We start from the raw sequence: 23,368 nt of genomic DNA, 5'->3' as shown, positions 1-23,368 counted from the left end.
TTCGCGCAGACCGGCTTTCGCCATTTCTGTAGTCCTCACATGACCCCCAGCATCGATGTGACCATCGTCATCAGAGGCCCTACCTGTTCCGGCATGAGGCGGAACAGCGACGCTATACCCTCGCTTACTTCTTTCAGTTTCTGATGCTCTGGAGCGTCCAGCAGCACAGCTTGCTTTGCCTCTGAACATTCCTTCATGGCTGATGCAATCAGCGACATAGTGTCGTTCTGTGGCGCCAGACGAGCACGAAACTCAACAGGAAGGACCGCCATGATTGCGGGAGTCAGTTCACTGACGTTCTCGCGGTACTGATCGGAGTCGAAACGGTTATCTAGAAAGCGAAATAGCTTCTGGCGCGCCCGGCTGATATCGTCCGGAAAGCTGATGGCGGTCCCGCCCTGCTCCCGGTATTCGTTGATGATCAGCGCTGACACCACGTCCTGATTTTCCAGCGCCGACGACCATGCCCGGACCGCATCGCGGATTTTTTCGTGGTCAGGTGCCTCTTTGGGTTGAGCGCGGTTTATCATCGCTCCCGGATGTATTCCGGTATTGTGTTGATACGCAAGTGATTGCATTTGCTTTCCCTTTCGTGGTGAGAGCCGCCGTTAAGCGGCTGTGTTATTCGCCCCAAGTAGTTGGGCGAGATCTGGACGGATATCTGCTGGTTTGAGCTTGCCGTTGGTTGCAGACACAATTTTCATTACATAACGGGCATCTATTCCGCCGCCGTGCAACCAGCGCCATACCGTCGGCTGCGCCACACCGCAAAGGTCGGCTAATTTCTTCTGGCTACCAGCGATATCAATGGCGCGCTGGATGGTTTTGTTCATCATTTTCCAATTCCTATGAGTATTGGTGCAAAATTATAATAGCAATGCGTATTAATTTAAGCAATAGCAAAACGTGTTTTGACCATCAATACGCAAGCGTATAAATTTAAACTCATGAAAAAAGAAACTCTTGCAGAACGCCTGAATCAGGCAATGGAACTATCTGGCATGTCTCAGGGCGCTTTAGCTAAAGCGGCTGGCATTGCTCAGCCCACCATATGGAGGCTGACCAGTGGAAATGCGCGTGGCTCGACTAAAATCGTTGAGATCGCCAATGCGCTTGGCGTTCGCACTGAGTGGCTTTCAACCGGAGTTGGGCCGATGCGTGCAGATGGTCAAACTCCTGAAATTTCGCAGCCAAAAACAGAGCTTGCACCTACTGACACTTTTCGAATTGAAGCGCTAGACTTTTGCGTGAGCGCCGGACCAGGCGCCATCAATAGCGAGTTTGTAGAGGTGCTTAGATCCGTGGAATATTCAGTCGAAGATGCTCGCCGGATGTTCAATGGCAGGAAGGCAGAACAAATAAGGATTATCAACGTCCGCGGCGACAGCATGTCTGGCACTATTGAGCCAGGCGATCTGCTGTTTGTGGATATCAGCGTCCAGCACTTTGACGGTGACGGAATATACGCATTCATCTACGACGACACGTCACACGTTAAACGCTTGCAGAAGATGAAGGATAAGCTGCTGGTAATATCTGACAATAAGACATATCGCCCGTGGGAACCGATCGAAAAAGAAGAGATGAATAAAATCTTCGTGTTCGGCAAGGTGATTGGTAGTATGCCACAGACATACAGAAAGCACGGTTGAAATACATTTAGCTTCATCGTTAGAAGCTTTCACAGCAAAGGAAAAGGAATGAAAAAATACCTTTTGGCAGTCGCTTTGGCTTTTACTGTTGCAGGCTGCGCATCCTCTGGTAACCAGCAACTGAAGAACGAGACAGAAACTAGCGTTCAATCTAAAATTCAAGAAGGAAAGACAACAAAAGCAGACGTGAAATCTTATTTTGGATCACCAGACGCTGTTTCTTACACTGACGGCGGAAATGAGATCTGGAAATATGCTTTCGCAAAAGTGAAAGTGAACGGGACTACGTTCATCCCCTTCTATGGTCTTTTCCATAATGGAACAAATGGCACTAAGAAAGAGCTGACCATTCTGTTTAAAGACGATAAGGTGCAGAAATACACCATGGCCGAATCGGCAATCAATACAAAATCAGGCTGGGCTGATTAATAATCCGATGAGTTATACCCGGCTATCTGGCCGGGTTTCTTCACCTTAATGCTTTCCTGCCATTCCGAACGATCTCCGCAGCATCTCTGTTAATCCCCTTACCAATCACGTTACCGGTTTCCTTCCGGTACTGCTCCAGCTTGTCGATGATAGCTTGCTGAGTCACAGGCATGTCTGCTAGGCACAATTCCATCACTGCACGCCCAGCTGCGTGAGCCATCATATTTACTCTTTCATCATCCAGTTCCATAAAAAGCTTTCCTCTTGATGTTTTTATGAGCATAACACGCAACTTTTACAAAAATAAATTCCTTTAGCTATCAACGCATTAATACCATTTGCTATCAATTAATATCAATACGTATTGCTATAAATAATACTCATCGCTATTATCAACCCATCGAAACGAAACATCGACAGCTGAGCGAAGTTAGCCAGCGGCGGACAGCAAGTCGCCTGCTCATTAAGAATTCAGTCAAGCAGCAAATCACCCGGAGCGCTCCTGGCAAATTGAAATGGCGCCCAATGGGATTGAGGCAGGTGTGTAACGCGTGGCGGGTATAGCACACGAAGAGGACTCCGCACCGGAATGGTTTGCTGCTCAGTTCCCGAACATCGGGGAATCTTCAGTGGGAATGTTTTGGGATTGGATGAATGCGCAGGCTGATGCGCAGGGGGACGTGACTGACTCCCGAGGATAGCTAAGCAAATAAGTCAGCTCCAGCCGCCTAAAAAGCGCCTTATGCCGGAGATCAGCGCCGGCCATCCAATCGCCAAAGCATTTCGAAAGTTCCTGGCTAGCCGCTGCCACCCTTTTCGACGCGGCGCATCGTATCGGAGGAGTTATGTAACAGGTAACAGTGACGACTGAAAACCAACATTGAGCCCCGGATTATGCCGGGGCACACAGTGGAATGTTTTGGGGTGTGGTGGGCAGCTGATTCGTGATGCTCGCGGATCAATCCGGTCCACGAATCCACCACACCGACCAAAGCATTTCTCCCGCATCAGCGGGTAACGACAGAGGGTAAGGCGATGGACACAGATTTAACATTGAGCGCGTTGTTGACTCAGCGCTGCGTTGAGTTTTCGCATAGCAAAAAAGCAGTCGAAATAATTGATAACAGCATTGAAAAGATGTTCAAAGAGCTGGTTGATGATGCATTTCGCTCTTATGGTGATTTTGGCAAATCAGCTCGAGAAGCATTCAAAGCAGCGCTTCCAGCCAATATAGACAACCTAATCGAATTAAGCCGCTACAACGAAATGATTGCCAACGCGCTCCGCACTAAGTGGACAGAGAGCGGCATAGCTGACGACATGTTGCGAAAGGCTGATGAAGCGCTGGCTGAAGTGATGCAGGATAACTCTGTGCCTGAATACATAAAACTCAGCACTATCTTTGATGGTTTCATTGAAGATAACAGAGAGGAAGCATTCGAAAACCAATGGGAAGCTCCTGATTTCAGACTTGAAGAAGAACGTGGCTTTATCCACCTCTACTTCGACAAGCGCCCAGATAAGGATTTCGATTCACTCCGTTACAGTTCTCGTACAGAACGTAATAAATACGAACTTGAGCATAACCTTGCTGCTCGAATCGTTGATTGCGAGCAAGTCGATGGTCACCCGGTGTATGAAATTTACAGTGCAAAACTTGACGACACCGAAATCCGCAAAATCACATCGCTTGGACTCGTACGATCGAACTGGGAGCGAGCGTTAGTGGCGCTTTATTACGGGCAGTCAAAACTCGTTCTTGATTGCGATCCAGATGATTACGCCTATCCCGGCGCCGATTACTAACTTCCTTGAAGCCGCTTAACAAGCGGCTTTTTTCATACCTGGAGTCATTTACGAGTGGCTCAAGTTATGAATGGCGGCTATCCACCGCCCATTAGCGCAGAAGTCTTGTTTAACGTTCGGCGGCGCGGCCTTAAGCGCGGAGATGATTATGAGTAATCCAATCATGGTGAATCGCAGCGGACTTACCAACCGCATATACGCTGGAAGAGCAAAGCCAGCAAAGAACTTTGCTTTTAGCGCAATGAAATTTGTTGGCGAGAAGTTTGATGTTACTGACCAGGTCCTTCATGCCACAGCTCATTACCTCGCGAAGACCGACGACATAAAAGTTTTTTCACTTCCTGATGGTCGTGAAATTCACCTCCGAGCTGACATCAAAGAAAAGCAGGAGGCTGGGTCATGACAGTCACCCACAACGGCAAGCAGTACCACGCATCAAAACTCAACGACAACGAGTGGCAACTCTCATCAGTCGATAAACCTCGCGAGAAAATCACAATGAACAGCTGGCAGATGGCGTATGCCGGGTTGCTTAAGCAGGTGGAGAAACAATCATGACCATCAATCACCAGTTACTCCGTATGGCCCAGAAGAAAGCCCGTGACGCCAAAGCTCAACGCAACGGTGCCAAGTGGATGGAAGCCAACGAAGAGATGAAGAGAGCCGCTGGCATGCCGTGGTATCGCGGTAATTCGAATCAGTCTGTAGGAGATAGCAATGGAAGAATTTAAAGGTAGCGCTGGCCCATGGGTTGCTCATGATGACGAAGAGTCAATGGCAACATCAGTAATTATGAATGATTTCGGTGACATCCTTTGCGTAGTCGGCACGTACATGACCAGCGCGGAGGAAGACTTCGCAAACGCCGACTTGATCGCTGCCGCCCCAGAGCTTTTGGAAGCTTGTCTCCGCTTGAGGAATCAACTTTACGCAGCTGGTTACGAAAGCGAAGAGAAGTCGTTAAACCCGACAAAAGACCTCCTGTATCAGACAGAGCAGGCCATCGACAAAGCTCTCGGCAAGTAATAACTCCCACCCCACATTCCCCCTATTCGTCCGGCTATCGCAGACGGGAAGCGCACAACCAAATTTCAGGAGAGACCATGAGTGAAGTAACGGATTTAGTCGTTATCGAAAAATCGAACGCAATGGCTGTATTCACCAATAACGAGCAGCTCGATCCCATCATTGAAAAAATCGAGAAAGAGGCTCGCAGCCTGGTTCCGGATGTATCCACCAAGAAAGGTCGTGATGCTATCGCATCCATGGCGCACAAGGTTGCGCGTTCCAAAACGTATATCGACAACGCTGGTAAAGACCTTGTAGCAGAACTGAAAGCGCTACCAAAGCAGATTGATGAGAGTCGCCGCATTGTTCGTGAACGTCTTGACGCGCTGAAAGATGAAGTGCGCCGACCTCTAACAGAGTGGGAAGCAGAACAGGAACGAATTAAGGCAGAGGAGGCCGCCAAGATTAAAGCAGAGGAAGACCGTAAGCAGTTCGAGTCAGACCATGAAATTGCTTTGCTCATGAACGAAAAACATGACCGTGAAGCCAAAGAAAAAGCAGAAGAAGCAGAACGCCAGCGCATTGCTCACGAAGAGGAATTGAAGCGTCAAGCAGCAGAACAGGCAAAGCGCGAAGCCGAAGAGAAAGCAGCGGCTGAACTGGCAGCGGCGAAGAAGCGTGAAGAGGATGCGATTGCAGCAAGAGCACAGGCTGAATTACTGGCTAAGCAAGCACAAGAACGCGCAGAGCAGGAAGCTAAAGACGCCGCGGAGAAAGCTGAAGCAGAGAAGAAAGCAGCCATTGAAGCTGAACAACGCAAAGCTCAGGAAGAAGCAGATCGCATCAAGCGTGAGGCTGAAGCGAAAGAAGCCGCACGTCTGGCAGAAGAGAAGCGTATCTCTGACGAGAAGGCAAAGCGTGAAGCAGATGTTAAGCACCGCAAGGCGATTGGTGCAGACATCGTTAAGTCGCTCACCGAAAACTCCAGCATAACCCGCGAGCAAGCCATCGAAGTGCTGACGGCTCTAATGAATGGCCTAGTCCCACACACCAATATTAATTACTGAGGTTGATCATGGCAGCGTACCACGTTCAAGACCGTATCGAGGCGCAGAACTGGACGCGCCATTATCAGCAAATAGCCAGAGAAGAGCGTGAATCTGAACTGGCTGATGACCTTGAGAAAGGGTTACCACAGAGCAAATTGGAATCGTTGTGCGTTGACGAGCTGCAACGACGCGGGGCCAGCAAGAAGGCAATTTCACGCGCGTTCGATGACGACGTCGAGTTTCAGGAAAGGACCGCTGAATACTTTCGTTTTATGGCTGAGACAATTGCTCGCCACCAAATAGATATTGATGAGGAGTAGTAATGGCTAATCTGCTAATCAACCAGGTATTCGAACTGGTTAACCCGCTGAAGGCTGAATTTGAGCAGGTATGTGCAGAGCCTTCTATCAACTTCAAACGCGAGTCAGAATTCGCGATGCAGATATTCGCGAATAATGATTATCTGGCAAAAATTGCCGTCGCCAACCCGGTAAGCACCCGCAGCGCGGTGATGAACGTTGCAGGGATCGGTATATCACTTAATCCGGCTCAGAAACTGGCTTATCTGGTTCCTCGCAAAGGTTCTATCTGTCTAGACATTAGCTATATGGGATTGATGCACATCGCCCAACAGTCCGGTGCGATTAAGTGGTGTCAGTCGGCTATCGTGCGGAATAACGACACCTTTCTCCGGGAGTTCATCGATCAGGCTCCATGTCACAAATACAACGACTTCGACACCGCTGAACAACGCGGAGAGATTGTTGGCGCGTATGTCGTGGTAAAAACTGATGAAGGCGATTACCTGACCCATACCATGCGAATCGCAGATATCTATGCGATCCGTGACCGGTCAGAAGCTTGGAAGAAATACAAGCAGGACAGCAGCAAAAAGTGCCCATGGGTTACTGACGAAGAGCAGATGATCCTCAAGACAGTCGTGAAGCAAGCTGCCAAATACTGGCCTCGCCGTGAACGACTGGATGCCGCTATCGACCACGTTAATACCGAGGGAGAGGAAGGTATCAACTTTTCGGCAGAGCGCCAGCCTGAGCGAGATATTACGCCTCTTAGCGAAACCACTCAGAAAGAGATTAACGACCTGCTCGTCTCTCTGGATAAGACATGGGACGCCGATCTTCTACCTCTCTGCTCACGCATTTTCAAACGCCCTATCTCGCATCCAACCGACCTGACAGAGCGGGAAGGCGTTAAGGCTCTCGGGTTCCTCAGGCAAAAGGCGGCTGCATGACACCAGATATTATCCTTGCCCGGACCAGCATTGACGTAACCACTATACAACAGGGCGATGAGGCGTGGCACCGGCTGCGCCTCGGCGTCATCACCGCATCAGAAGTTCATAACGTCATTTCAAAACCAAGATCAGGTAAGAAGTGGACAGACATGAAAATGTCTTACTTTCACACCCTTCTAGCCGAGGTGTGCACCGGTGTATCGCCTGAGGTTAATGCAAAGGCTCTGGCGTGGGGTAAGCAGTTCGAGGAAGACGCACGCACACTCTTCGAGTTCACTACTGACGTGACAGTTACGGAGTCTCCGATCCTGTTCCGTGACGAAAGCATGCGCACCGCTTGTTCCCCTGACGGCCTGTGCAGTAACGGGTTCGGACTTGAACTTAAATGCCCGTTCACATCACGCGACTTTATGAAATTCAGACTTGGTGGCTTCGAAGCTATCAAGTCGGCTTACATGGCACAGGTGCAGTTCAGCATGTGGGTGACAGGTAAAGATGCCTGGTATTTCGCAAACTATGACCCGCGCATGAAGCGAGAGGGCATTCACCACGTCATCGTTGATCGGGATCCGCAGTACATGACAGATTTCAACGAAATGGTCCCGGAGTTCATCGAGAAGATGGACGAGGCGCTGGCGGAGATCGGCTTCACTTTCGGTGAGCAATGGAGGTAGCGATGAGCGAACTTTGGCAACCGTGGGAAAATCTGTTCCTGCATGAAGTTGGCAGAACAATGCCGGTTCATGTTATCGCAGAAAAACTCGAGCGTTCCGAATCGGCAGTCACTCGCCAGGCATCACGTATCGGCGCACCACTCATCAGCAAGATGACCGGCAGACCATGGACTGCCGCAGAGCTTCATCTCTTTGGTCGGTTCTCAGAGGAAGAGATAGCCACGGCAACCGGTCGCTCCATTTACTCAGTCAGAAGCAAGCGTAACGCACTGTCCCGCTCCAGAGGATTAACTATGCGTGAATGGTCAACGGAAGAGTTAGCGATTCTCATGCGCTACACCAACGCAGAAGTAGCAGAGATTACCGGTCGGAGTATCGAAGAGGTCGGAGATAAGAGGCTGTCTGTGAATATTGAGCGGAATGGATGGGATGTAAGAAATCCTGAACGGGAGGATTCATGACTGATTACACCGGAAGTAACACGCCAGCAGATCAGCGTGATTTATGGCGCACTCCACCGGCACTGTTCGCCGCGCTGGATGCTGAGTTCTGCTTTCAGCTGGACGCGGCAGCAGCACCGCACAATGCACTATGCCGCAAGTTCATCACCGCCGAGCAGAACACGCTGGAAACGCCGTGGAGCGATTTACTGACGATACCCGGTTACTGCTGGCTGAACCCACCGTATAGCGACATCACGCCATTCGTGAAGAAAGCCGCAGCGGAGAGCAAGAATCAGATTGGCACCGTCATGCTTGTTCCGGCTGATACTTCCGTCGGCTGGTTCCGCGAGGCTATCGAGACAGCAAGCGAGGTGCGATTCATAACCGCCGGGCGATTGGCATTTATCAACCCGGTCACCGGTAAGCCGGTATCGGGAAATAATAAAGGATCGATGCTCATCATCTGGCATCCGTACCCGCGTACACACTGCCACTTCGCAACTGTGGAACGGGACGAACTAATGACTTTCGGAGCGAAACTTCTCGCTCGACGGGAGGCTGCATGACACCAGAGCAAAACAACGTAGTGAGAGCACAGGGACGTAAATGCGTGGCAGAGATTCAGCAGGCACTGAAATGCAGGCCTAAGCCGAAATGGAATGCAGTCGTGCCGCCAATCATCAAGAAGCATCACCAGAAAATTGCGCCGCTGGGTATCAGCCTGGTGGCATTCGTTAGCAGCATCGGTCGGATGCAAGGCCGGTACGGAGTCGAATCATGACGCTAACCAAAATGAATCACAAGGTCGCTAATGCGGCCTTTTTATTTTCTCGCGTTCACCTTCAACCGAATTAACCGACAGTTCATGGAGCACTGATGAAAAGGTCATCACTCGCTATTGCTATCGCTCTTTCTTCAATAGCATCAGTCAGACAATGGAGCGCTGCTGAAATATCTCCTGCTTTACGTATGGATGCCAGTTATCCAGTTGGTGGTGGGAAGACTGGTATTGCAGCAGCACGCCGAGCAGCCAAAAAACGCAGGAGAAGTCGCAAATGACATCAGAAATAATCGATCAGGCCAGCGCTCTCGAAGAGATGATGCGCGAACAAGCAATACAGGCTCACCGGATTAACCGTGATGCGGTATCGGCAACGCACTGTAGTGATTGCGGCGAGGATATCCCGGAACTGCGACGGGTGAAGGTGCCCGGATGCCAGCGATGCGCCAGTTGCCAGCAGGATAGCGAACTTCGCCGAAAGCAAGGGAGGGGGTGATGGACAACAGGAAAGCCCGCCGCCTGGTTAGAGCTCACATCAACAACACCTATCGGATCAGCAATAGGCGCTGGCAGGTATGGGGCAGCAACTGGCCTTTTGTCTGGGAGCATGCGAAACCGTCACCTCGGCAGAAAAGAAAGGCTAAAGAGGTTGCCGCGTACCGAGAGGAATTAAAGCGCAAGCAGGAGTCAGCCAATGTTCAAGCTAATCCAGCGCGGCCAGATATTCGCTGATCGTCATGGGTGGCCCGTCATCATTGAAGGGGTCAGGAATGATGTCGTGCGCTACAGAAGAAACGGCAGAATTGGTTACGCATCAATCTACCGACTTAATACAGATTTCGAACCACTCGACCACCGGGAGGCGGAGCAGATCCGCGCCGAACTGGAAACGAGCGAGCACATTAAATCGCTTCGCGCTATGCGTGCGGCATGAGGAGAGATTATGTCAGACCAAAGCAAATTTTATGATTACTACATGGTTGAAGGCGATGAAGTGAAGTCGCTTATTGCAGGTTATGACGATATCAGAGAGCAGCGTAACTCTATTCTGCCTGAAGCGGCAGGCAAGGTCGGCGCTATTGCGTGGACAACGTCCAGTGGATGGGGTGGCGGAGGCGGTTTGCTAAATGGTTTTGTATGGGAGAAGGGATATCAATTCCCCTGCCCTATGACCATTAAGCGTGAAGAGATGTTTGATGGTAAGCGAGTGGTGCTGGGGAGAGGGAAAGGGAATACAAAAGAGGGCCGGGCTTACAACAAAGAGCTCGACTCTGTAATGGAGGAAGCCAACAAAAAGCTGAAATCTCTGCCTGAGTGGAAAGACTACATCGTTAACCACTACGGCATTATGCGAACCGGCATCGGCGGCCAGTCTGGACGTGGCTTCGGTTTCGCGATGCTCTCTACATATGGCGGTAAGCACCCGGGCCGTGATGACTGCCTGGTATTCGCTATCCCGAACAATAAAGAAGAGCGGCATGGCGAAGTAGAGATACCGGGAAACTTCCAGAAAATAACCTACGGGCAGTTTTACGACATCGCTAACCAGCCGAATGACTGAACGCAACTGATAGCCAGTTATGAGCTGGCTATTGGGTGCGAATGCACTGCCACGTTATCCCTCATTTGCCCTCCAGTGTGAGGGCATTCTTTTTGCCTGGAGAAAAGCATGCAAACAACAATCAGCATTCAACCGGTTCTGGTTAACCGTGAGCGCGTTCAGGAGATGCTTGGTGGTATCTCCAGAACCACGTTCTATCGTAAGCGCAAACAGTGGGAGGAATCTGGCACACCATTCCCGCAGGAAGTGGAAGAAATTCACCCTCCGAAAGGTGGCGCTCTCTTCCGCTACGTAGAGGTTATTCAGTTCTGTAAAGATAAAGGGCTATTGGCTGCACACGCCTGAATCTTCTCGGCCCACAATTCCGCTGCCGCCTGCTGCTCGGGGATGTAATCATACTGGTCATAAACAGCCAGCATCCCCGTTAGCTTATGCCCGAGTATCTTCTCTGATACGTGAGGCGCAACGCCAAGCTCAGCCATCTTTGTTTTGCACGTTCTGCGCAGGTCGTGCAGAGACCAGTGTTCCCCACCCATAACCTCTTCCACCTGCCCCGCGATGGAAATCAATGTACTGGCTGACATAGGCCTGTCCACCTGTAGTTTTGCCGGTGGAAACACGATTGTCTGATCGGGGTACACATCAAAAACCTTCTGCAGATAATCGGCTGCCAGTTGAGAAATCCCTCGTACAAAGCGCTTACGCGTTTTCGAGTTTTCTTTCGGTATAACCCATTCCCTCGCCTTCAGGTCAAAGTCACCCTTCCTTGCTAATCTCAATTCAACGCCTCGGCAGCCGGTAAGCGCCACAATGCGGATCAGCATTTTGTTTTGCCATGACATCTTGGTTTTATCGATAGCATTCCAGAACACGCCTATCTCATCATCATTCAGAAATCTTTCCCCGTCATCCGGGCGGCTACCGACATCATTAATTTCGAGTAACATTAGCGAATTTGAAGTTATACGTTTTCGGCGCAGCGCATAGCGGATCACCTGCTTCATCTTCACCAGAACATTACCAGCCTGAACCGGCGAGCCACCTTTCGTTATGCGCAGGAATATCTGCTCCCACTCAACGGGGCTCATCTCATCTGCTATCAGTCGGCCGTAATTGTCGGTAACGTGAAGCTTCAGCATCCGCTTCCAGTATTCGTACTTCACCATCTCTTTCACTGATGGTGTTTCAAGCCACTCATCAACGAGGGTGCTGATGCTCGGAGAACTGGATACGATGTCTCTGGCTTTCTTCCGCTGCATTGCTGGGTCACGTCCCTCTTCCAGCCAGCCCTTGCATTCCTCCATCGCGTCACGGGCTTCTTTGATCGACATCTTGCCGTAGGTGCCAAGTTTTAGCCGGGCCGGTTTCCCGTTGAAGCGATAGCGGTACTGAAAGGTGATTAGTCCCTTTGGGCTGATCCTGGCAGAAAGCCCACCACCGTCAGCTATCTCCTCTGGTCCATCATATGGCTTGCCAGCTATACGTCTGAGCTTGGTATCGTTGAGAGGCATGCTTGTCCCTGTTCAGCTTTGTCGGAATTGGTACACGATTTGGTACACAGATTCTACGACACGAACGCGGACAAGATGAACTAAATTGAAACGGGTAAATTGAATAAAGTTAGGAGTGGTGCGGAATTTATGAAACAGGTAGGAACAGACAGGAATGAGGTGAAATTCTGGATGGTACTTACACGTAAGATCACATACAAAGATTCAATATTTAAAATTATCAAAAAGGTGTGGGCTGATTCCCGCTTCACTCTGCGAAATATGTCACTGGTCGCCTTAAAGACCACACTGGACCTACACCCGCTTTTTGATAACACCGTTTAACAGTGTACACGGCATTACGGGTCGATCAAAGCAACAATCAACGTGCACTCTATGATGTAAATCAATTCACTGACACCCAACCGTCTTTGTTACACTTGCACAAAGTCATCTAACCTGAGCAGGAAAAAAACAATGCCCACAAATCGCTTTGCGAAGAAACACTGGAAGATGGTTGTGATTCTGCTCGTTATTTGTGCGGCCATGTTGATGCTGCGCTGGGCTGCGATGATCTGGGGCTAAATGACGCTCACCCACTGTTCCGGTTTCGTTTATTTATCGATTAATCGAATTTGTCTGAAAATAGCGTGTTATGGCCAGGTAAAAAATAAAACGCAAATTAAATATTAAATAACCTTAACTTTAATAGATAAAAACCGGGCCAATTATTTGACCCGATTTGTCATTACATCCGGTAGCCGAGTGAAACAGTAGTACGACGATCGGTATGCTCCGGCGCTGTTGCCGGCGGTTCAGAGTTCCAGGTCACGTTGTAAGCCACCTTTAACCCAAAGTGTTCGTTGATGGCAACGTTGAGGGCTGTTTCAGAGTTGAGTGTGGTATCGTCAGCGCCGAATACCGACACACCCTGAGTAAACTTGGTGTTGTCCGTCATCTGCCATGCATAGGCCCCGGACGCATAGCCCAACGGCTGCGTTTCGGTGGTGCCATCCGTGTGCTCGTCATAGCGCACGCCAGGACCGAATTCGAAACGGAAGCTGTGCACAGGTCCGTTGAGGAACTGGCGACCATAACCCGCGGTCAGCACGTCACGCTCGCGGTAGCCGTTGTAGCGGTCGGTCAACCAGCTTGCCTGTCCAAAGAGATAGTCATAGTCGGTCATGTTGTAACGACTACGGCCACCTACGGCATATTTCTCCGATGAACGCTCATCATTTGAGGAGGTATTGCTGGCATTTCCCCACAGAGACCATGCCGTCGTTTGGCCGTACCAGGTCATGGTGGTATCTGCGGTTAAAGAAGAACTTTTTGTGTTGCCTGACTGGGCGAGATATCCCGCGTTCAGGTTACCTTCAAAGGGTTTTTTCGCGCTGGAAGGGTCATCCATGACAGTAAAAACGGAATCATCGGCTACAGCATGCATTGACGCAAGCAGGCCTCCCGTCAGCAGTAGTGCTGCGGGCACTGTCTTCAAAAGCTTCATTTATTAAGAGTCCGTACAACAAAAAAAGAGACCATTACGGTCTCGGAAACTTTCATATGGATCAATGACAAAAGACCCCTGAAAGGTAACAAATTATAAAAAGACTCGAATAACATAGCAATAAATTCTTATTTCATTTTTTGAATAAGAGCGTTCCTAAACCTTTATTTTATTTATATATCTTTATGACGATAATTTTAAATAAAGATATGAAAAATCATGTTGTTAATTACTTCACTTTCGGGAGGTTAAGTGCCAGACTGAGTTCAGCCTAACAGGAGGTAAAGATGGTACGTATCTATACGTTAACACTTGCGCCCTCTCTCGATAGCGCAACAATCACCCCGCAAATTTACCCGGAAGGTAAGCTTCGTTGTACCTCGCCGGTTTTTGAACCCGGCGGCGGCGGTATCAACGTCGCTCGCGCAATTGCCCATCTTGGCGGAACCGCAACGGCGATTTTCCCCGCGGGGGGTGCAACCGGAGAGCATCTTGTTGCATTGCTCGCCGACGAAAATGTTCCCGTATCTACCGTCGAAGCCAAAGACTGGACCCGACAAAATCTTCATGTCCACGTGGAGTCCAGCGGTGAACAATATCGTTTTGTCATGCCAGGCGCTGCGCTGACCGATGACGAGTTCTACCAACTTCAGGATCAGGTGCTGGAAATTGAGTCTGGTGCGCTGCTGGTCATCAGCGGCAGTTTGCCGCCCGGCGTACAGCTTGAGAAGTTGACCCGGCTCATTACCACCGCACAAAAACAGGGGATCCGCTGTATTGTCGACAGCTCAGGCGAAGCACTGACGGCGGCGTTAGCCATCGGCAATATCGAACTGGTCAAACCCAACCTCAAAGAACTGAGTGCGCTGGTAAACCGCGAACTCACTCAACCCGATGATGTGCGCAAGGCCGCGCAGGAAATCGTACAGAGTGGGAAAGCGCACCGCGTTGTGGTCTCGCTTGGGCCGCAAGGGGCGCTGGGCGTAGATCGCGATACCTGCGTTCAGATGGTTCCGCCACCGGTGAAAAGTCAAAGTACCGTAGGTGCAGGCGACAGTATGGTCGGGGCCATGACGCTTAAACTGGCAGAGAACGCGCCTTTTGAGGATATTGTCCGTTACGGTGTCGCCGCGGGCAGTGCAGCAACGCTGAATCAGGGTACTCGCCTGTGCTCTTTGGACGACACGCAAAAAATATATTCGTATCTCGCTCAGTAATGACACCGTCCCTCTTTTGAAGAAAAAGGGGGATTCTCGCGTAAAACTGTCAGCATGGGTGTTATGCGACTATGATAAAAAATCACGTGATTACAAAGAAGTGAATCATGTGCAGTCAGGTGTCTCCACAACGGTGCGAGGTGAAGAAGAACGACAAACATTAAGTGCCTTTCCAGCGATGACGCGTCCGTGGTGTGCGTCAGTTCGTGTTTTTTAACCGCATTCTTGCGCTAACCTTATGATCTGGCAGACAACATGGGGAGAGACATCATGTGGCAGGCTATCAGTCGTCTTTTAAGCGAGCAATTAGGTGAAGGCGAAATCGAACTGCGTAATGAACTGCCCGGCGGAGAGATCCACGCCGCATGGCATTTACGCTATGCGGGGCGAGATTTTTTCGTCAAATGCGATGAAAGAGAGCTGTTAACCGGCTTTACGGCAGAAGCCGATCAGCTGGAGCTACTTTCCCGCAGTCAAACTGTATCGGTACCGAAAGTCTGGGCAGTAGGCGCAGACAGAGATTACAGCTTTCTGGTGATGGATTTCCTCCCTCCCCGTCCGCTTGATGCACATAACGCATTTATCCTCGGTCAACAGCTTGCGCATTTGCACGAATGGAGCGACCAGCCTCAGTTTGGTCTCGACTTCGATAACGCGCTCTCTACCACGCCGCAGCCAAATACCTGGCAACGTCGCTGGTCAACCTTTTTCGCCGAGCAGCGTATAGGCTGGCAGCTAGAACTCGCCGCTGAAAAAGGCATAGCGTTTGGCAATATTGACGCTATCGTCGAACATGTCCAGCAACGTCTCTCTTCTCATCAGCCGCAGCCGTCTCTCCTGCACGGTGATTTGTGGTCCGGGAACTGCGCCCTCGGTCCTAACGGTCCGTACATCTTTGACCCTGCCTGCTACTGGGGGGACAGAGAGTGTGACCTGGCAATGCTGCCGTTACATACCGATCAGCCGCCGCAAATTTATGACGGTTACCAGTCTGTCTCGCCACTGCCGCTGGACTTTCTCGACAGGCAGCCAATCTACCAGCTCTATACGCTGCTGAATCGGGCAATTCTGTTCGGGGGACAGCATTTAGTTGTGGCGCAGAAAGCGCTGGATAGATTACTGGCGGCTTAACGACGTACCGTGTTGCTTATCAGGCCTGCCGTTTCGCAACGTGGCAGGCCCGATAGAGTGGCACTTACAAAAAGCCCAGCAGTGAGAAGAAGAAGTAGCCGATCACGATAACGATCACCGGCAGAATATAAAGCGGGAAAATTTGTAAGAAGATCGTATGGTGCGGTACCACAATTCGCGACTCAAGTTGCTCGCGGGATAATCCTTCACTGCCCTTTGCTTGTTCCAGAATTAGCTGATCCTCAACGCCTTCGCGTAAGAAACGCGCCTGGCGGCTCATTCTGGCGCCTGAGTCCTGCAACGCCAGGCCGATAAAAATCAGAATGAATATCAGCCAAAAAACGAGATTCAGTCCACTTTGAAAATCAGGCGTTGGTGAGTTATACCAGAACACGTTAAGAAAAGGTGTGTTCACCCGCATCATGTCGATCATCACATGGGCAAAATCGAGCATGACCGCGTTAATCCCTTCCTGCTTTTCGCTGTGCGCGTACATAAACTTCAGTACTGAAACCAGCGTTGAAATCAGCGCGGGAATGAAAACCACCCATCCCACCAGCCTTTTCAAGATGGCAATGCGTCCAGCTTGTTGATACGTCATGAGTTCCCCTTGATTAAGACGTGTCATTTTGGCCTAAGTTTACCCGTTGATTACCGTTTTCGCCTGATCTTTAAAGGCGGTATACTGCTGAATTAGCCGTAATGAACGCTCAGAGTCCGTCCAGGCTGGCTCTAATCCCTTTTATCACCGTAAAGGAGAGGTTGTAATGTCAACCCCGCGTCAAATTCTTGCTGCAATTTTCGATATGGATGGGTTACTGGTCGATTCTGAACCGCTTTGGGATCAGGCTGAACTGGATGTGATAGCAAGTTTAGGCGTTGATATCTCCCGCCGCCATGAACTTCCCGATACCCTTGGCTTACGCATCGACATGGTGGTTGATTTGTGGTTTGCGCAGCAACCCTGGAACGGCCCCTCACGTCAGGAAGTCACCGAGCGCATCATTACCCGGGCCATTGCGTTGGTTGAAGAGACAAAACCGCTGCTGCCAGGCGTTCGTGAAGCTGTAGCACTGTGCAAATCTCAGGGAATCAAAGTAGGACTGGCATCCGCTTCTCCGCTGCATATGCTGGAAAAAGTGCTGACCATGTTTGATCTGCGCGATGACTTCGACGCACTGGCTTCTGCAGAAAAACTGCCTTACAGCAAACCGCACCCACAGGTTTACCTCGATTGTGCGGCAAAACTGGGCATTGACCCGTTAAACTGCGTAGCACTAGAAGACTCAGTGAACGGCATGATTGCCTCGAAAGCTGCTCGTATGCGTTCCATCGTCGTACCAGCGCATGAGAATCAGGACGATCCTCGCTTCGTGCTTGCCGACGTCAAACTAACCTCGCTCACCAAACTTACTGCCGCACATCTGCGCGGCTAATCCTGTAACGGGCAATGATCGTATTGCCCGCTTTTTCATTTTTCATCCTTGCATTTTTAAAACGCCGTTTCATTTTAAATTGTATTTCTGTTTAACCTCTCCTATCCTTGCCCTATAGCGCAAGCGTTAATGACATAAATAGTTGAGGTAAACATGATTCAGGAAGCTTTTCGTCTCGAAGGTAAAGTCGCCATCGTCACTGGATGTGACACCGGCCTCGGGCAGGGTATGGCAGTGGCGCTGGCTGAAGCGGGCTGCGATGTAGTCGGCGTGAATCGTAAAATACCGCATGAAACCTCAGAGAAAATTAACGCCCTCGGTCGACGCTTTATGGCCATTCAGGCCGACCTCAGTCACCAAGATGCCCTCACCAGCATCGTGACAAAAACGGTGTCGGCGTTTGGCCGGGTCGATATTCTGGTCAACAATGCAGGAACTATACGCCGTCAGGATGCGCTGGACTTCAGTGAAAAAGATTGGGATGACGTGATGAATCTGAATCTCAAATCCGTTTTCTTTCTGTCGCAGGCTGTGGCGCGTCAGTTTCTGGTTCAGGGCAATGGCGGAAAAATCATTAACATTGCATCGATGCTCTCTTTTCAGGGCGGTATCCGTGTACCTTCCTATACCGCATCAAAAAGCGGTGTTCTGGGCATCACCCGCCTGCTCACCAATGAATGGGCGGCCAAGGGAATTAATGTCAACGCCATCGCGCCCGGCTATATGGCGACCAACAACACCCAGCAACTGCGCGCGGACAGCGAGCGCAATCAGGAGATTATCGATCGTATTCCCGCAGGACGCTGGGGCACGCCAAATGACCTGAAAGGCCCGGTCGTTTTCCTTGCAAGTCCCGCCTCTGACTATATTCATGGCTATACGCTGGCCGTGGATGGCGGTTGGTTGGCACGCTAAACCCGCACTTGTGACATAGGGTTACAACGTCACCTCTTCCGCCTACTGTATAAAACCCCTATACTGTATGAATTGACAGTTTATTGGGTTTTATCATGACGGCGGAAGGCCACCTTCTTTTTTCTATTGCCTGTGCGGTATTTGCCAAGAATGCCGAACTAACGCCCGTTCTTGCCCAGGGTGACTGGTGGCATATTGTTCCTTCAGCCATTTTAACGTGCCTGCTGCCGGATATCGATCATCCCAAATCTCTGCTGGGACAGCGTCTGAAGTGGATATCAAAACCCATTGCCCGGGCATTTGGTCATCGCGGGTTTACACATAGCCTGCTGGCGGTTTTTGCCCTGCTGGCCACGTTCTACCTGAAAGTCCCGGATACCTGGATAATACCGGCCGATGCCTTACAAGGTATGGTACTCGGCTATCTTAGTCACATTCTGGCCGACATGCTGACCCCAGCAGGCGTTCCCCTGCTTTGGCCCTGCCGCTGGCGTTTTCGTCTGCCTATCCTCGTGCCGCAAAAAGGCAATCAACTGGAGCGGTTTCTGTGCATGGCGCTGTTCGCATGGGCAATCTGGATGCCGCAAACCATACAAGAGAACAGCGCGGTACGCTGGTCTTCGCAGATGATTAATACGCTACAAATGCAGTTTAATCGTTTCATAACGCATCAGATTGACTAATAAATCAGCCAAAAAGTCATTTTAGGTATAAACAATTCCATTTGAATATAAGAGGCAAGTCACAGTTCTGCTAATCTTGCGCCAACAGAATCACCTTTAAACGGTGATACGTATAATAAGATCAGGAGAACGGGGATGAACTTTCCATTAATCGCGAACATTATCGTGTTCGTAGTGCTGCTGTTCGTGCTGGCGCAAGCCCGTCACAAACAGTGGAGTCTGGCCAAAAAAGTACTGGTCGGTCTGGTCATGGGTGTCGTGTTCGGCCTTGCCCTGCACACCATTTATGGCTCCGACAGCCAGGTTCTTAAAGATTCCGTACAGTGGTTCAACATTGTCGGCAACGGTTATGTCCAACTGCTGCAGATGATTGTTATGCCGCTGGTATTTGCGTCTATTCTCAGCGCCGTTGCACGTCTGCATAACGCCTCTCAGTTAGGTAAAATCAGCTTCCTGACCATCGGAACGCTGCTGTTTACCACGCTGATTGCCGCGCTGGTAGGGGTTCTGGTGACCAACCTGTTCGGCCTGACCGCCGAAGGTCTGGTGCAAGGTGGTGCCGAAACCGCACGTCTGAACGCGATTGAAACCAACTATGTTGGCAAAGTGGCTGACCTCAGCGTTCCGCAACTGGTGCTGTCGTTTATTCCGAAAAACCCGTTTGCCGATCTGACTGGCGCGAACCCGACGTCGATTATCAGCGTGGTTATCTTCGCCGCATTCCTCGGTGTAGCCGCACTGAAACTGCTGAAAGATGATGCACCAAAAGGCGAGCGCGTTCTGGTCGCTATCGATACCCTGCAAAGCTGGGTGATGAAACTGGTTCGTCTGGTGATGCAGTTGACGCCGTACGGTGTTCTGGCGCTGATGACCAAAGTGGTTGCAGGTTCCAACCTGCAGGACATCATCAAGCTGGGTAGCTTCGTCGTGGCCTCTTATCTCGGTCTGGGCATTATGTTCGTGGTTCACGGGATCCTGCTGGGTATTAACGGCGTTAGCCCGCTGAAATACTTCCGCAAGGTATGGCCAGTGCTGACTTTCGCCTTCACCAGCCGCTCCAGCGCAGCCTCAATTCCGCTGAACGTTGAAGCGCAGACCCGTCGTCTGGGCGTGCCTGAATCCATCGCCTCATTTGCCGCCTCGTTTGGTGCCACGATTGGTCAGAACGGTTGTGCGGGCCTGTACCCGGCAATGCTGGCAGTAATGGTTGCACCGACCGTCGGTATCAACCCACTGGACCCAATGTGGATTGCCACGCTGGTTGGTATCGTGACCGTGAGCTCCGCAGGGGTTGCGGGTGTCGGTGGCGGTGCAACATTTGCCGCGCTGATCGTCCTGCCCGCTATGGGTCTGCCGGTCACGCTGGTTGCGCTGCTGATCTCCGTTGAGCCGCTGATCGATATGGGTCGTACCGCGCTGAACGTAAGCGGTTCCATGACTGCCGGTACGCTGACCAGCCAATGGCTCAAGCAAACTGATAAAACGATTCTGGACAGCGACGATAACGCCGAACTGGCGCATCGCTAAGTCTGTCAGCTAAAAAAAAACAAAAAACCGCCGGAGTGTCATGCTCCGGCGGTTTTTTTATATCCATTAATCGCTTAGTTCATTTTCCTGGCGAACCTGATTAGCCCAGCGTTGCGCTGATTCCGGGACCGTAAATGCAGGCGAACGTTGAAACGCCTCCCCCATTAAGACAAAAGCGACATATTTTCCGCGCAGTATCCATACGTCACGAAACGCATCCATTTTAACCGCATGCTCTGGTGGCGCGGGCTCCACGCGGGGAACATAGCTGATAACCGGACGATTTTGTTGGCGAAGAGGTTTCATAATCAGTTGCTTCACTAAAGACAAATTCTAAAAATCAGAAAACCGCTATCTTAGCCGATTTTGCCGCCTTGCGTCCTGCCTTGCGTGCGCTGTTTGCCTGGTTCATCGTGCTTTACGTCATCGGCCTGTACCTGCGCCGCTGAGTGAGTGGTCTATAGTTAAAGCTTTTGACAACAACAACGACCCTTTCAGCAATGAAACCAGGAGACGAGTTTAATGTCACAGAATGATAAGCATCCACTCCATCACTCAGCGCCGATTCATGATGCCAGCGAATCCCAGCCAGGACTTGACTCACTGGCACCCACAGACGGTTCACATCGGTCAACACCTGAACCCACACCGCCAAGTATGCAGCCCACTACGTCCGGCAGTTTAAAAGCGCCAGATATCAAAAGTGACAAACTCAATGCACTGGACAGTTTTCGTAAAGGAAGCGAAGATTTTGCTCTGACAACTAATCAGGGTGTGCGAATCGCAGACGATCAAAACTCTCTGCGCGCAGGTAATCGCGGGCCAACCCTGCTGGAAGACTTTATCCTGCGGGAAAAGATTACCCATTTTGATCATGAACGCATCCCGGAGCGGATTGTACATGCCCGAGGTTCTGCCGCTCATGGTTACTTTCAGTCCTATGCCAACCTGAGTGCGACGACGAAAGCGGACTTTCTAAGTGATGAAAATAAAATCACCCCGGTTTTTGTCCGATTCTCTACCGTTCAGGGCGGCGCAGGCTCTGCGGATACGGTCAGGGATATACGGGGATTTGCGACCAAGTTTTACACTGAAGAGGGCATTTTCGACCTGGTGGGAAACAATACTCCCATCTTCTTTATTCAGGATGCCCATAAATTTCGTCCATGCGGTTAAACCGGAGCCGCATTGGGCTATCCCGCAGGGCCAAAGCGCCCATGACACCTTCTGGGATTATGTCTCATTACAGCCTGAAACGTTGCACAACGTCATATGGGCAATGTCCGATCGGGCTATTCCGCGCAGCTATCGCACGATGGAAGGCTTCGGTATTCACACATTTCGGTTGATTAATGCGCAAGGGAAAGCCACCTTTGTCCGTTTCCACTGGAAACCGCTGGCAGGCAAAGCCTCGCTGGTATGGGATGAAGCGCAAAAACTTACCGGTCGGGATCCTGACTTTCATCGCCGCGATCTGTGGGAAGCTATCGAAGCGGGCGATTATCCGGAATATGAACTGGGACTACAGCTGATTCCCGAAGAAGATGAATTTAAGTTCGATTTTGACCTGCTCGACCCGACCAAGCTGATCCCGGAAGAGCTGGTTCCGGTGCAACGCGTCGGTAAAATGGTGCTGAACCGCAATCCTGATAATTTCTTCGCCGAAAATGAACAAGTCGCTTTTCATCCCGGACATATCGTCCCTGGCATCGATTTTACTAACGATCCCCTGCTGCAGGGTCGCTTGTTCTCCTATACCGATACCCAAATCAGTCGCCTGGGCGGGCCCAATTTCCATGAAATCCCGATTAATCGCCCGACCTGTCCGTACCATAATTTCCAGCGTGACGGCATGCATCGAATGGACATCGATACCAATCCAGCCAACTATGAACCGAATTCCATCAATGATAACTGGCCGCGTGAAACGCCGCCGGGGCCAAAACGCGGCGGATTTGAGTCGTATCAGGAACGGATTGAAGGAAACAAAATCCGCGAACGTAGCCCCTCTTTTGGCGAATACTATGCGCACCCTCGCCTGTTCTGGCTAAGTCAGACGCCAATTGAACAGCAGCATATTATCGGCGGATTCAGTTTCGAACTCAGTAAGGTTACGCGCCCCTATATTCGGGAAAGAGTGGTCGAACAGTTAGCTCATATTGATACTGCCCTCGCCGAGGCGGTTGCCGATAATCTCGGTTTTAAGCTAACCAAGGAACAGGCCAGCATTGCGCCACCGCCCAACGTTAACGGTTTGAAAAATGCACCGTCACTCAGTTTATATGCAGGTGCGCAAGGTGAGATTAAGGGCCGCGTGGTCGCCATCCTACTTAATGACCAGGTGAAATCGAGCGACCTGCTCGCCATCATGCAAGCCCTACAGGCCAAAGGCGTTCATGCCAAATTGCTCTATTCCCGAATGGGTAAGGTAGTTGCCGATGATGGATCTGCCCTGACGATCGCCGGTACTTTTGCGGGTTCGCCATCCCTGACAGTCGATGCGGTTATCGTTCCATGCGGTAATCTCGCGGACATCATTAAGAACGGTGATGCCCGATATTATTTACTCGAAGCGTATAAGCACTTAAAACCTATCGCCCTGGCCGGCGATGCTCGTCAGTTTAAAGCAACGTTGAATATCAAAAATGAAGGAGAAGAAGGTGTGGTGGAAGCGGACAGTGCAGACGCACAGTTTATGGATACCCTGTTGACGCTGATGACCGCACACCGCGTCTGGTCACGTGCCGGAAAAATAGAAACGATTCCCGCCTAAAAAAATGCGGCGCATTAAGCGCCGCAAACTC

General features: G+C 50.7%; 34 protein-coding genes and 1 pseudogene. 28 read left to right on the top strand and 7 right to left on the bottom strand.

Features of this window, described 5'->3' with window-relative positions:
- Positions 1-35 precede the first annotated feature (35 nt).
- A complete protein-coding gene (locus OGX89_RS22265) occupies positions 36-578 on the bottom strand; it encodes a toxin YdaT domain-containing protein (protein ID WP_126956137.1) in 543 nt (180 codons plus the stop codon).
- Between the two features lie 30 nt (positions 579-608).
- Complete coding sequence (locus tag OGX89_RS22260; protein ID WP_006820549.1) at positions 609-836, bottom strand: helix-turn-helix domain-containing protein; 228 nt, start codon at positions 834-836, stop codon at positions 609-611.
- 111 nt (positions 837-947) lie between these two features.
- On the opposite strand from OGX89_RS22260, the gene OGX89_RS22255 reads away from it, so the two are divergent.
- Both OGX89_RS22255 and OGX89_RS22250 read left to right on the top strand, forming a co-directional pair.
- Positions 948-1,652 (top strand): XRE family transcriptional regulator, encoded by a 705-nt coding sequence (locus OGX89_RS22255; RefSeq protein WP_126956135.1) that lies wholly within the window; start codon positions 948-950, stop codon positions 1,650-1,652.
- Between the two features lie 48 nt (positions 1,653-1,700).
- Positions 1,701-2,081, top strand: a complete 381-nt coding sequence (locus OGX89_RS22250) for an SEN1984 family lipoprotein (RefSeq protein ID WP_126956133.1) — start codon at positions 1,701-1,703, stop codon at positions 2,079-2,081.
- Between the two features lie 40 nt (positions 2,082-2,121).
- Here the strand turns inward: OGX89_RS22250 and OGX89_RS22245 are convergent, their stop codons facing one another.
- Positions 2,122-2,331 (bottom strand): hypothetical protein, encoded by a 210-nt coding sequence (locus tag OGX89_RS22245; RefSeq protein WP_126956131.1) that lies wholly within the window; start codon positions 2,329-2,331, stop codon positions 2,122-2,124.
- A gap of 301 nt (positions 2,332-2,632) precedes the next feature.
- Between OGX89_RS22245 and OGX89_RS22240 the strand changes: the two genes are divergently transcribed.
- From OGX89_RS22240 to OGX89_RS22155, 18 genes are all read left to right on the top strand, one after another.
- A complete protein-coding gene (locus tag OGX89_RS22240; protein WP_185879276.1) occupies positions 2,633-2,782 on the top strand; it encodes a hypothetical protein in 150 nt (49 codons plus the stop codon).
- A gap of 334 nt (positions 2,783-3,116) precedes the next feature.
- The gene (locus OGX89_RS22235) at positions 3,117-3,887 is read left to right on the top strand and encodes a hypothetical protein (protein ID WP_126956129.1); all 771 of its coding nucleotides are present in this window, start codon (positions 3,117-3,119) and stop codon (positions 3,885-3,887) included.
- Positions 3,888-4,035: 148 nt separating this feature from the next.
- Positions 4,036-4,290, top strand: a complete 255-nt coding sequence (locus OGX89_RS22230) for a DUF7446 family protein (protein WP_126956127.1) — start codon at positions 4,036-4,038, stop codon at positions 4,288-4,290.
- Positions 4,287-4,445 (top strand): hypothetical protein, encoded by a 159-nt coding sequence (locus OGX89_RS22225; RefSeq protein WP_185879275.1) that lies wholly within the window; start codon positions 4,287-4,289, stop codon positions 4,443-4,445. Before OGX89_RS22230 ends, OGX89_RS22225 begins: the two co-directional genes overlap by 4 nt.
- Positions 4,442-4,618: a host cell division inhibitory peptide Kil gene (locus OGX89_RS22220; protein ID WP_126956125.1), complete on the top strand. Its 177-nt coding sequence runs from the start codon at positions 4,442-4,444 to the stop codon at positions 4,616-4,618. The genes OGX89_RS22225 and OGX89_RS22220 overlap by 4 nt, the downstream gene beginning before the upstream one ends.
- Positions 4,605-4,913 carry an XkdD/Y8K6 family phage-associated protein gene (locus tag OGX89_RS22215; RefSeq protein WP_126956123.1) on the top strand — a complete coding sequence of 103 codons (309 nt, stop codon included), beginning with the start codon at positions 4,605-4,607 and terminating at the stop codon, positions 4,911-4,913. Before OGX89_RS22220 ends, OGX89_RS22215 begins: the two co-directional genes overlap by 14 nt.
- A 77-nt stretch (positions 4,914-4,990) precedes the next feature.
- Positions 4,991-5,962, top strand: coding sequence for a coiled-coil domain-containing protein (locus tag OGX89_RS22210; RefSeq protein ID WP_126956121.1), 972 nt, complete (start codon positions 4,991-4,993; stop codon positions 5,960-5,962).
- An 8-nt stretch (positions 5,963-5,970) separates the two neighbouring features.
- Entirely contained in the window at positions 5,971-6,264 is a 294-nt protein-coding gene (locus OGX89_RS22205; RefSeq protein ID WP_126956119.1) for a host-nuclease inhibitor Gam family protein, read from the top strand.
- A 2-nt stretch (positions 6,265-6,266) separates the two neighbouring features.
- Positions 6,267-7,196 carry a recombinase RecT gene (locus tag OGX89_RS22200; RefSeq protein ID WP_126956117.1) on the top strand — a complete coding sequence of 310 codons (930 nt, stop codon included), beginning with the start codon at positions 6,267-6,269 and terminating at the stop codon, positions 7,194-7,196.
- The gene (locus OGX89_RS22195) at positions 7,193-7,873 is read left to right on the top strand and encodes a lambda exonuclease family protein (RefSeq protein ID WP_126956115.1); all 681 of its coding nucleotides are present in this window, start codon (positions 7,193-7,195) and stop codon (positions 7,871-7,873) included. Before OGX89_RS22200 ends, OGX89_RS22195 begins: the two co-directional genes overlap by 4 nt.
- 2 nt (positions 7,874-7,875) lie before the next feature.
- Positions 7,876-8,334, top strand: coding sequence for a hypothetical protein (locus OGX89_RS22190; protein ID WP_232397939.1), 459 nt, complete (start codon positions 7,876-7,878; stop codon positions 8,332-8,334).
- On the top strand, positions 8,331-8,882 hold the full coding sequence (locus OGX89_RS22185) for a phage N-6-adenine-methyltransferase (protein WP_126956113.1): 552 nt from the start codon (positions 8,331-8,333) through the stop codon (positions 8,880-8,882). Before OGX89_RS22190 ends, OGX89_RS22185 begins: the two co-directional genes overlap by 4 nt.
- Positions 8,879-9,097 carry a hypothetical protein gene (locus OGX89_RS22180; protein WP_057101640.1) on the top strand — a complete coding sequence of 73 codons (219 nt, stop codon included), beginning with the start codon at positions 8,879-8,881 and terminating at the stop codon, positions 9,095-9,097. The genes OGX89_RS22185 and OGX89_RS22180 overlap by 4 nt, the downstream gene beginning before the upstream one ends.
- Positions 9,098-9,192: 95 nt before the next feature.
- Positions 9,193-9,375, top strand: coding sequence for a hypothetical protein (locus tag OGX89_RS22175; RefSeq protein WP_126956111.1), 183 nt, complete (start codon positions 9,193-9,195; stop codon positions 9,373-9,375).
- Positions 9,372-9,593 carry a TraR/DksA family transcriptional regulator gene (locus OGX89_RS22170; RefSeq protein WP_126956109.1) on the top strand — a complete coding sequence of 74 codons (222 nt, stop codon included), beginning with the start codon at positions 9,372-9,374 and terminating at the stop codon, positions 9,591-9,593. Before OGX89_RS22175 ends, OGX89_RS22170 begins: the two co-directional genes overlap by 4 nt.
- 198 nt (positions 9,594-9,791) lie before the next feature.
- Complete coding sequence (locus OGX89_RS22165) at positions 9,792-10,031, top strand: DUF4222 domain-containing protein (protein ID WP_126956107.1); 240 nt, start codon at positions 9,792-9,794, stop codon at positions 10,029-10,031.
- Between the two features lie 9 nt (positions 10,032-10,040).
- Positions 10,041-10,658 carry an Eac protein gene (locus tag OGX89_RS22160; RefSeq protein WP_103142882.1) on the top strand — a complete coding sequence of 206 codons (618 nt, stop codon included), beginning with the start codon at positions 10,041-10,043 and terminating at the stop codon, positions 10,656-10,658.
- Positions 10,659-10,766: 108 nt separating this feature from the next.
- Positions 10,767-11,003 (top strand): hypothetical protein, encoded by a 237-nt coding sequence (locus tag OGX89_RS22155; protein WP_032936075.1) that lies wholly within the window; start codon positions 10,767-10,769, stop codon positions 11,001-11,003.
- Here OGX89_RS22155 and OGX89_RS22150 read toward each other — a convergent pair.
- Positions 10,961-12,169, bottom strand: a complete 1,209-nt coding sequence (locus OGX89_RS22150) for a tyrosine-type recombinase/integrase (RefSeq protein WP_101699999.1) — start codon at positions 12,167-12,169, stop codon at positions 10,961-10,963. The two genes, OGX89_RS22155 and OGX89_RS22150, sit on opposite strands and share 43 nt — an antisense overlap.
- Positions 12,170-12,625: 456 nt before the next feature.
- On the opposite strand from OGX89_RS22150, the gene yniD reads away from it, so the two are divergent.
- Positions 12,626-12,733 carry a small membrane protein YniD gene (gene yniD / locus OGX89_RS22145; RefSeq protein WP_003030590.1) on the top strand — a complete coding sequence of 36 codons (108 nt, stop codon included), beginning with the start codon at positions 12,626-12,628 and terminating at the stop codon, positions 12,731-12,733.
- 163 nt (positions 12,734-12,896) lie between these two features.
- Here the strand turns inward: yniD and OGX89_RS22140 are convergent, their stop codons facing one another.
- Positions 12,897-13,655 (bottom strand): DUF481 domain-containing protein, encoded by a 759-nt coding sequence (locus OGX89_RS22140; protein WP_003832568.1) that lies wholly within the window; start codon positions 13,653-13,655, stop codon positions 12,897-12,899.
- Positions 13,656-13,942: 287 nt separating this feature from the next.
- On the opposite strand from OGX89_RS22140, the gene pfkB reads away from it, so the two are divergent.
- Positions 13,943-14,872 carry a 6-phosphofructokinase II gene (gene pfkB / locus OGX89_RS22135; RefSeq protein ID WP_003832567.1) on the top strand — a complete coding sequence of 310 codons (930 nt, stop codon included), beginning with the start codon at positions 13,943-13,945 and terminating at the stop codon, positions 14,870-14,872.
- 270 nt (positions 14,873-15,142) lie between these two features.
- The gene (locus OGX89_RS22130; protein WP_003030598.1) at positions 15,143-16,003 is read left to right on the top strand and encodes a fructosamine kinase family protein; all 861 of its coding nucleotides are present in this window, start codon (positions 15,143-15,145) and stop codon (positions 16,001-16,003) included.
- Positions 16,004-16,067: 64 nt separating this feature from the next.
- On the opposite strand, the gene OGX89_RS22125 is transcribed toward OGX89_RS22130, so the two are convergent.
- Complete coding sequence (locus OGX89_RS22125; protein ID WP_008784573.1) at positions 16,068-16,604, bottom strand: YniB family protein; 537 nt, start codon at positions 16,602-16,604, stop codon at positions 16,068-16,070.
- A 166-nt stretch (positions 16,605-16,770) separates the two neighbouring features.
- On the opposite strand from OGX89_RS22125, the gene hxpB reads away from it, so the two are divergent.
- The 4 genes from hxpB to tcyP all read left to right on the top strand — a co-directional run bounded on the left by hxpB (position 16,771) and on the right by tcyP (position 20,564).
- Entirely contained in the window at positions 16,771-17,439 is a 669-nt protein-coding gene (hxpB, locus tag OGX89_RS22120; protein ID WP_126956105.1) for a hexitol phosphatase HxpB, read from the top strand.
- Positions 17,440-17,592: 153 nt separating this feature from the next.
- Entirely contained in the window at positions 17,593-18,354 is a 762-nt protein-coding gene (gene kduD / locus OGX89_RS22115) for a 2-dehydro-3-deoxy-D-gluconate 5-dehydrogenase KduD (protein ID WP_126956103.1), read from the top strand.
- An 83-nt stretch (positions 18,355-18,437) separates the two neighbouring features.
- Complete coding sequence (locus tag OGX89_RS22110; RefSeq protein WP_122973937.1) at positions 18,438-19,037, top strand: metal-dependent hydrolase; 600 nt, start codon at positions 18,438-18,440, stop codon at positions 19,035-19,037.
- Between the two features lie 135 nt (positions 19,038-19,172).
- A complete protein-coding gene (gene tcyP, locus OGX89_RS22105) occupies positions 19,173-20,564 on the top strand; it encodes a cystine/sulfocysteine:cation symporter (protein ID WP_003832558.1) in 1,392 nt (463 codons plus the stop codon).
- Positions 20,565-20,630: 66 nt separating this feature from the next.
- Here tcyP and cedA read toward each other — a convergent pair whose 3' ends face one another.
- On the bottom strand, positions 20,631-20,894 hold the full coding sequence (gene cedA, locus OGX89_RS22100; RefSeq protein ID WP_072025560.1) for a cell division activator CedA: 264 nt from the start codon (positions 20,892-20,894) through the stop codon (positions 20,631-20,633).
- Between the two features lie 192 nt (positions 20,895-21,086).
- Here cedA and katE point away from each other — a divergent pair.
- A pseudogene (gene katE / locus OGX89_RS22095) lies at positions 21,087-23,337 on the top strand (catalase HPII).
- Positions 23,338-23,368 lie beyond the last annotated feature (31 nt).

The sequence above is a fragment of the Citrobacter sp. Cpo103 genome (assembly GCF_030332605.1).
Taxonomy (GTDB): Bacteria; Pseudomonadota; Gammaproteobacteria; order Enterobacterales; family Enterobacteriaceae; genus Citrobacter; species Citrobacter portucalensis.
Note: the sequence above shows the minus strand (reverse complement) of the source record. Positions and strands in the feature narration are given on the sequence as shown.

Excerpts from the sequence above, each read along its gene's own strand:
- OGX89_RS22265 (WP_126956137.1), bottom strand. The coding sequence starts at position 578 with ATGCAATCACTTGCGTATCAACACAATACCGGAATACATCCGGGAGCG.
- OGX89_RS22260 (WP_006820549.1), bottom strand. The coding sequence starts at position 836 with ATGATGAACAAAACCATCCAGCGCGCCATTGATATCGCTGGTAGCCAG.
- OGX89_RS22255 (WP_126956135.1), top strand. The coding sequence starts at position 948 with ATGAAAAAAGAAACTCTTGCAGAACGCCTGAATCAGGCAATGGAACTA.
- OGX89_RS22250 (WP_126956133.1), top strand. The coding sequence starts at position 1,701 with ATGAAAAAATACCTTTTGGCAGTCGCTTTGGCTTTTACTGTTGCAGGC.
- OGX89_RS22245 (WP_126956131.1), bottom strand. The coding sequence starts at position 2,331 with ATGGAACTGGATGATGAAAGAGTAAATATGATGGCTCACGCAGCTGGG.
- OGX89_RS22235 (WP_126956129.1), top strand. The coding sequence starts at position 3,117 with ATGGACACAGATTTAACATTGAGCGCGTTGTTGACTCAGCGCTGCGTT.
- OGX89_RS22230 (WP_126956127.1), top strand. The coding sequence starts at position 4,036 with ATGAGTAATCCAATCATGGTGAATCGCAGCGGACTTACCAACCGCATA.
- OGX89_RS22225 (WP_185879275.1), top strand. The coding sequence starts at position 4,287 with ATGACAGTCACCCACAACGGCAAGCAGTACCACGCATCAAAACTCAAC.
- OGX89_RS22220 (WP_126956125.1), top strand. The coding sequence starts at position 4,442 with ATGACCATCAATCACCAGTTACTCCGTATGGCCCAGAAGAAAGCCCGT.
- OGX89_RS22215 (WP_126956123.1), top strand. The coding sequence starts at position 4,605 with ATGGAAGAATTTAAAGGTAGCGCTGGCCCATGGGTTGCTCATGATGAC.
- OGX89_RS22210 (WP_126956121.1), top strand. The coding sequence starts at position 4,991 with ATGAGTGAAGTAACGGATTTAGTCGTTATCGAAAAATCGAACGCAATG.
- OGX89_RS22205 (WP_126956119.1), top strand. The coding sequence starts at position 5,971 with ATGGCAGCGTACCACGTTCAAGACCGTATCGAGGCGCAGAACTGGACG.
- OGX89_RS22200 (WP_126956117.1), top strand. The coding sequence starts at position 6,267 with ATGGCTAATCTGCTAATCAACCAGGTATTCGAACTGGTTAACCCGCTG.
- OGX89_RS22195 (WP_126956115.1), top strand. The coding sequence starts at position 7,193 with ATGACACCAGATATTATCCTTGCCCGGACCAGCATTGACGTAACCACT.
- OGX89_RS22190 (WP_232397939.1), top strand. The coding sequence starts at position 7,876 with ATGAGCGAACTTTGGCAACCGTGGGAAAATCTGTTCCTGCATGAAGTT.
- OGX89_RS22185 (WP_126956113.1), top strand. The coding sequence starts at position 8,331 with ATGACTGATTACACCGGAAGTAACACGCCAGCAGATCAGCGTGATTTA.
- OGX89_RS22180 (WP_057101640.1), top strand. The coding sequence starts at position 8,879 with ATGACACCAGAGCAAAACAACGTAGTGAGAGCACAGGGACGTAAATGC.
- OGX89_RS22175 (WP_126956111.1), top strand. The coding sequence starts at position 9,193 with ATGAAAAGGTCATCACTCGCTATTGCTATCGCTCTTTCTTCAATAGCA.
- OGX89_RS22170 (WP_126956109.1), top strand. The coding sequence starts at position 9,372 with ATGACATCAGAAATAATCGATCAGGCCAGCGCTCTCGAAGAGATGATG.
- OGX89_RS22165 (WP_126956107.1), top strand. The coding sequence starts at position 9,792 with ATGTTCAAGCTAATCCAGCGCGGCCAGATATTCGCTGATCGTCATGGG.
- OGX89_RS22160 (WP_103142882.1), top strand. The coding sequence starts at position 10,041 with ATGTCAGACCAAAGCAAATTTTATGATTACTACATGGTTGAAGGCGAT.
- OGX89_RS22155 (WP_032936075.1), top strand. The coding sequence starts at position 10,767 with ATGCAAACAACAATCAGCATTCAACCGGTTCTGGTTAACCGTGAGCGC.
- OGX89_RS22150 (WP_101699999.1), bottom strand. The coding sequence starts at position 12,169 with ATGCCTCTCAACGATACCAAGCTCAGACGTATAGCTGGCAAGCCATAT.
- yniD (WP_003030590.1), top strand. The coding sequence starts at position 12,626 with ATGCCCACAAATCGCTTTGCGAAGAAACACTGGAAGATGGTTGTGATT.
- OGX89_RS22140 (WP_003832568.1), bottom strand. The coding sequence starts at position 13,655 with ATGAAGCTTTTGAAGACAGTGCCCGCAGCACTACTGCTGACGGGAGGC.
- pfkB (WP_003832567.1), top strand. The coding sequence starts at position 13,943 with ATGGTACGTATCTATACGTTAACACTTGCGCCCTCTCTCGATAGCGCA.
- OGX89_RS22130 (WP_003030598.1), top strand. The coding sequence starts at position 15,143 with ATGTGGCAGGCTATCAGTCGTCTTTTAAGCGAGCAATTAGGTGAAGGC.
- OGX89_RS22125 (WP_008784573.1), bottom strand. The coding sequence starts at position 16,604 with ATGACGTATCAACAAGCTGGACGCATTGCCATCTTGAAAAGGCTGGTG.
- hxpB (WP_126956105.1), top strand. The coding sequence starts at position 16,771 with ATGTCAACCCCGCGTCAAATTCTTGCTGCAATTTTCGATATGGATGGG.
- kduD (WP_126956103.1), top strand. The coding sequence starts at position 17,593 with ATGATTCAGGAAGCTTTTCGTCTCGAAGGTAAAGTCGCCATCGTCACT.
- tcyP (WP_003832558.1), top strand. The coding sequence starts at position 19,173 with ATGAACTTTCCATTAATCGCGAACATTATCGTGTTCGTAGTGCTGCTG.